Consider the following 5,601-nt stretch of genomic DNA (forward strand, 5'->3'; position numbering starts at 1 on the left):
GCCACCTTCGCCACAGGACGCTTGCCATGAACGCCAACCGCGAGACAGACCAGACCCTCCCCGCCGGTTGCGGCGAGATCCGCAAGCTGCTGGTCGCCAACCGGGGCGAGATCGCCGTACGCGTGATGCGCACCGCTCGCGCGATGGGCATCCAGACAGTGGCGGTCTACTCCGATGCCGACGCCGATGCCCTGCATGTGCGCGAGGCCGACGAGGCCGTGCGTCTCGGCCCCGCCAGCGCCCGCGAAAGCTATCTGGATATCAAAAAGGTGATCGCTGCCGCACGCAAAAGCGGTGCCGATGCCGTGCATCCCGGCTATGGCTTCCTGTCCGAGAACGCCGCCTTCGTCAGCGCGCTGGCCGAGGCCGGCATCATCTTCGTCGGCCCGCCCCAGAGCGCGATCGCCGACATGGGCGACAAGTCGGCCGCCAAGATGCGCATGCAGGCGGCCAATGTGCCGCTGGTGCCCGGCTACCATGGCGATGACCAGCAGGACGATTTGCTGCAGGCTGAAGCGGACCGCATGGGCTATCCGGTGCTGATCAAGGCCTGCGCCGGCGGTGGCGGCAAGGGCATGCGCGTGGTCGAGAGCGCGCGGGAATTTGCGGCGGCGCTGGCCAGCTGTCGCCGTGAATCCCGCGCCGCCTTCGGTGACGAGCGCATGCTGATCGAGAAATACCTGACCCAGCCGCGCCACGTCGAAGTCCAGGTGTTCTGCGACAGCTACGGCAGCGGTGTCTATCTGTTCGAGCGCGATTGCAGTGTCCAGCGTCGCCACCAGAAGGTGCTGGAAGAGGCCCCCGCGCCGGGGCTGACGCCGTCGCTGCGCCGTGAGATGGGCGAGGCCGCCGTGCGGGCAGCGCGCGAGATCGGCTATGTCGGTGCCGGCACCATCGAGTTTCTGCTCGACGCACCGCAGCCGGGCAGCGAAAGCCACGGCGCCTTCTACTTCATGGAGATGAACACCCGCCTGCAGGTCGAGCACCCGGTCACCGAGATGATCACCGGCGAAGACCTCGTCGAATGGCAACTGCGCATCGCGCGGGGCGAACGCCTGCCGCGCCAGCAGGATGAGCTGACGTTGACCGGCCACAGCTTCGAGGCGCGCCTCTACGCCGAAGACCCGGACAACGACTTCCTGCCCGCCACCGGTGTGCTGGAACGCTTCCGGCTGGATCTGGCAGGGGGCGGGTTGACCGCCCGGCAGGTACGCCTGGACAGCGGCGTCGCCGAGGGCGATGAAGTCTCGATGCATTACGACCCGATGCTGGCCAAGCTGATCAGCTACGGGCCGACTCGCGAACAGGCGCTCGAGACAATGCTGCGCGCACTGGCAGCGCTGGAAGTGCGCGGCGTCACCACCAACCGCGCCTTCCTGTCCCGCCTGGCTGGCCATGCTGACTTCCGCGCCGCCGAGCTGGATACCCGCTTCATCGAGCGTCATCACGACAGCCTGTTCCCCAGCGCGACGCTGGACCATGACAGTCTCGCGGCCAGTGCCCTGCTGGCGCTCTCGCGCCTGAATGAGCAAGCCAGCCACGCATCACCTTCGCGCTCCACATCACATCGGAGCCAAGCACTCTGCGCCAGCCCGTGGGAGCGCCGCGATGGCTGGCGCAATGGCCTGCCACACCAGGTGCGCCTGGCGCTGTGTCTGCCCGCTGACGCCGATACCGATGAGCGCAGCGACAAGGTGGCGCATATCATCGCGCGCCGCCCCGTAACACATGCCTCCCTGGCGAATACGCACACCTCAGATACGCCATCGATGAGCGACTCGCGCGGCGACTGGCAACTGGAAGTGACCACTCACTGCGGCGATGAAAGACAGACCACAAGCCATCTCGGCCGACTCACTCGCCTTGAAGGCAACGCCATCGCCGTGACGCTGGATGGCTATCGTCGTCGCTTCCAGGCCAGTCACGCGCCGGCCCGCGGCGGTGAAGTGCTGGTGCTGTCGTCAGCGCAGCACAGCCAGTCCGGCAGCACTCCACAGGGGGAATCACGCCTGCTGTGGCGGCGCGCCGATGCCGTGGACCACGCGCGCCACGAGACCCAGGCGACCCTGAATGCGCCGATGAATGGCACCGTGGTCGCGCAGCTGGTCGCGCCGGGCAGCCATGTCCCGCAGGGCACACCCCTGATGGTGATGGAGGCGATGAAGATGGAGCACACCCTCAATGCCCCCGCCGATGGCGAGGTCGCCCAGTTCCACTTCTCGGCCGGTGACAGCGTGGTCCAGGGCGATGTGCTGCTCGAATTCACGGCCGCGCAGGTCGAGTCGGACAAGGAGTAGTCAGCATGCACTTTCCCCGCAAGGTACGCATCGTCGAGGTGGGGGCACGCGACGGACTGCAGAACGAGTCGGTGCCCGTCGCGACTACCACCAAGCTAGAGTTGATCCGGCGTCTGAGCGACAGCGGTCTTGCGCATGTCGAGGCCGCCAGTTTCGTCTCGCCCAGGTGGGTGCCGCAGATGGCCGATCACCGCGAGATCATGCTGGCGCTGCGCGACAGCTCCGCCGAGTCACCAACTACCAAGTCAACAACCGCCAAGTCAGCGACCACTTACTCCGCCCTCACGCCCAACATGAAGGGGCTTGAGGCGGCGCTTGAGTGTGGTGTGCGCGAGGTGGCCGTGTTCGGCTCGGCCAGCGAGTCCTTCTCGCAGCGCAACATCAACTGCTCGATCGCCGAATCGCTTGAGCGCTTTGCGCCAGTGGTGGAACACGCCCTCAAGGCCGGTGTGCGTGTGCGCGGCTATGTGTCCTGCGTGCTCGGCTGCCCCTATGAAGGCGAGATAGCCCCCGCCGAGGTGGCCGCCGTCGCTCGCGAGCTCAAGGCCATGGGCTGCTACGAAGTCTCGCTGGGCGACACCATCGGCGTCGGCACGCCGCTCAAGGCCAAGCACATGCTGGAGCAGGTCAGTCGCGAGGTGCCGATCACGCAGCTCGCCGCCCACTTCCACGACACCTACGGCCAGGCACTCGCCAACCTCTACGCCGTGCTGGAAGAAGGCATCGCGGTGATCGACAGTTCGGTGGCGGGTCTGGGCGGCTGCCCCTACGCCAAGGGCGCCTCGGGCAATGTCGCCAGTGAAGACGTGCTCTATCTGCTTGAGGGCATGGGCATCGAGACGGGGGTGGATCTGGCAGCGCTGGCCCGCACCGGTGACTGGATCAGCCGCACGCTTGGGCGACCGAATGGCTCACGCGTCGGTCAGGCGCTGATGGCGAGTTGTTGAGGGTGGGTGGCTCAAGACCAGTAGTTTGAGACGCTGCCAAGCGAGGCCGCAATGGCGCGCGCTGATTGCGACCAAGGGCCGCACTGGATGGTCGCTGTCATGGAATCGGTGTAGGCTTGCCGCCGTTCGCGCACCGCTTGAGCCCGATGCGCGCCTTCCAACACCATGTCTCGGCCTGAATCTTCGCCCGTCTTCTTAGCGGGTGAAGCGCGAGACAGCTTTCAGGACACCGTGATGAGCGCCCTCCCGAACTGCCCGGCCTGCAATTCCGAATTCACCTACGACGACGGCATGCAGTACGTCTGCCCTGAATGTGCCCATGAGTGGTCCAAGGAAGCCGCCGTCGAGGAAGCCGGCCCGGTATTCCGCGATGCCAACGGCAACGAGCTGGTCGATGGCGATACCGTCACCGTCATCAAGGACCTGAAGATCAAGGGCACCTCCTCCGTCGTCAAGGTCGGCACCAAGGTCAAGAACATCCGCCTGGTGGATGGCGATCACGACATCGACTGCAAGATCGATGGCGTCGGCCCGATGAAGCTCAAGTCGATCTTCGTCAAGAAAGCCTGATCGATCCGCTCGCCTGACACGACGATGCCCCGCCTGCGCTCTGTGCGCGACGGGGCATCGTCGTTTGCGGACTGTCGTTTTCGGACTATCGTTTCCAGCCCGCCATTTCCGGCTTGCCGAGGCGCCTTGTTCAGTCCGCTTTGGCTAGCCCTGGCCCGCGCCAATACGCTCCAGTCCTCTCAAGCCCGCTCCAGCCCACCACCCCAGCAAGTGCTCACTCACTCCTCAGGCGACGTCTTGTCGAGCGGCGTGACCTTGGACAGGCGTATGCGGCGCTGACCGCCGACCTCGAATTCAAAGCGGCCACTCACCTGGACCTCGCGCCCGATATAGGCACCGATGCGCTCCGGTGGCAGCAGTTCCAGGCGCTGCTGTCCTTCGCCTTCCAGCCAGTAGCGGTTGGGCACGTCTTCGCTGCGCACCCTGCCCTGCACGGCCACCTGCTCGCCCTGCCAGGCCTCGGAGTGTTCCAGCAGCGTCGCCACGCTGGTAGGGCGTGGGCCATTGACGCCATCGCATCCCGTTGTGGCCATCAGCATCACCGCCACGGCCACCATCGCCAGCCAGTGTTGCATCCCCTTGTTCATCTTCATTCCTCGCGCGACTGATACTTCATCGGGGGCTACCCGCTCGCTCATTCACTCGCTTGCGGCTTGAGGGGACTCGGGCAACGGCCCGGCAGTCGAGTTCCTCGCCCCTCGCATCGAATGGCGATATCTCGTGGTCACCCAGACGCACCTGACGCCTGACGTGGACTCATGCACAGTCTGACAGCTGCCACGCGAGGCGATAACTCCCTGACCAATAGAATCAGCCATCAGGATCAGCCCTCAACGCAGGCCGTGAGGCGCCGCGCCACCCGCCAGCCCCATCACGACTCTGAGGCCTGTCATGCTGAGGCATGGTCGCCGCGCGGTGTCTGCGGGCACCGCCCTTGTCTCGCGCGCCAGCCGCACCTATATCATTGCCCGCAGGGGCACACCGCGCCATCGACGAAGCATGTGTGAAGCGCTTCGTCATATCGCCCTGCCGGCACCTCATCAGGAGAATGACATGAAGACAGCCAAGGTGGCCTATATCACCGGCGGTGCTCAAGGCATCGGCCGCGGCATCAGCGACTACCTGCTCGCCCACGGCTGGCGCGTGGCCGTGGCGGATATCGATGCCGAGGCAGGCCAGCAATATCGAGAGATGAAGAAGCGACAGGCGAGCGGGCTCGCAGAGGAGCCTGCAGAGCCGTCGGGGGAGCAGCCCGCAGAAGACATCGGCGAGCGATTGCGCGTCTTCACGCTGGATGTGCGTGACGAGAAATCCGTGGCCGCCAGCATCGCGGCTACCTGCGAGGCCTTCGGGCGGCTGGACGCGGTGATCAACAATGCCGCGATCGCCGACCCCTTCCAGGGCAAGCTTGAGGAGCTGTCACTCGAGCGCTGGCATCAGGTACTCGACACCAGCCTGACCAGCAGCTTCCTGACCGCCAAGCATGCGGCGCGTCATCTGCGCGAGACTGGCGGCAGCATCGTCAATCTGGCCTCCAGCCGCGCGCTGCAGTCCGAGCCGCACAGCGAAGCCTACGCCGCCAGCAAGGGCGGCATCGTCGCCCTCACCCACGCCATGGCGATGAGCCTCGGGCCGGAGATTCGTGTCAATGCGGTCAGTCCGGGCTGGATCGACGTCAGCGCCCTGCAGAAAAGCGGCGAGACCGAGTCGCTGAGTGACGAAGACCACGCCCAGCATCCCGTCGGGCGCGTCGGCCATGTCGATGACATCGCCGCGCTGGTGGCCTT

5 protein-coding genes are annotated in these 5,601 nt (G+C 65.8%); 4 read left to right on the forward strand and 1 reads right to left on the reverse strand.

Annotated features, from left to right (window positions below):
• Window positions 1-26: 26 nt before the first annotated feature.
• The 3 genes from AC4FAH_RS04080 to AC4FAH_RS04090 all read left to right on the forward strand — a co-directional run bounded on the left by AC4FAH_RS04080 (window position 27) and on the right by AC4FAH_RS04090 (window position 3,814).
• Window positions 27-2,297, forward strand: a complete 2,271-nt coding sequence (locus AC4FAH_RS04080) for an acetyl/propionyl/methylcrotonyl-CoA carboxylase subunit alpha (protein WP_490245671.1) — start codon at window positions 27-29, stop codon at window positions 2,295-2,297.
• 5 nt (window positions 2,298-2,302) lie between these two features.
• The gene (locus AC4FAH_RS04085) at window positions 2,303-3,244 is read left to right on the forward strand and encodes a hydroxymethylglutaryl-CoA lyase (protein WP_490245672.1); all 942 of its coding nucleotides are present in this window, start codon (window positions 2,303-2,305) and stop codon (window positions 3,242-3,244) included.
• A gap of 234 nt (window positions 3,245-3,478) precedes the next feature.
• Entirely contained in the window at window positions 3,479-3,814 is a 336-nt protein-coding gene (locus tag AC4FAH_RS04090) for a zinc ribbon domain-containing protein YjdM (protein WP_043331342.1), read from the forward strand.
• Between the two features lie 218 nt (window positions 3,815-4,032).
• On the opposite strand, the gene AC4FAH_RS04095 is transcribed toward AC4FAH_RS04090, so the two are convergent.
• Window positions 4,033-4,401, reverse strand: a complete 369-nt coding sequence (locus tag AC4FAH_RS04095; RefSeq protein WP_043331343.1) for a hypothetical protein — start codon at window positions 4,399-4,401, stop codon at window positions 4,033-4,035.
• A 466-nt stretch (window positions 4,402-4,867) separates the two neighbouring features.
• On the opposite strand from AC4FAH_RS04095, the gene AC4FAH_RS04100 reads away from it, so the two are divergent.
• The coding region (locus tag AC4FAH_RS04100) for an SDR family oxidoreductase (protein WP_490245673.1) at window positions 4,868-5,601 on the forward strand (734 nt) is incomplete at its 3' end.

This window comes from Cobetia sp., from assembly GCF_983723665.1.

Excerpts from the sequence above, each read along its gene's own strand:
- AC4FAH_RS04080 (WP_490245671.1), top strand. The coding sequence starts at position 27 with ATGAACGCCAACCGCGAGACAGACCAGACCCTCCCCGCCGGTTGCGGC.
- AC4FAH_RS04085 (WP_490245672.1), top strand. The coding sequence starts at position 2,303 with ATGCACTTTCCCCGCAAGGTACGCATCGTCGAGGTGGGGGCACGCGAC.
- AC4FAH_RS04090 (WP_043331342.1), top strand. The coding sequence starts at position 3,479 with ATGAGCGCCCTCCCGAACTGCCCGGCCTGCAATTCCGAATTCACCTAC.
- AC4FAH_RS04095 (WP_043331343.1), bottom strand. The coding sequence starts at position 4,401 with ATGAACAAGGGGATGCAACACTGGCTGGCGATGGTGGCCGTGGCGGTG.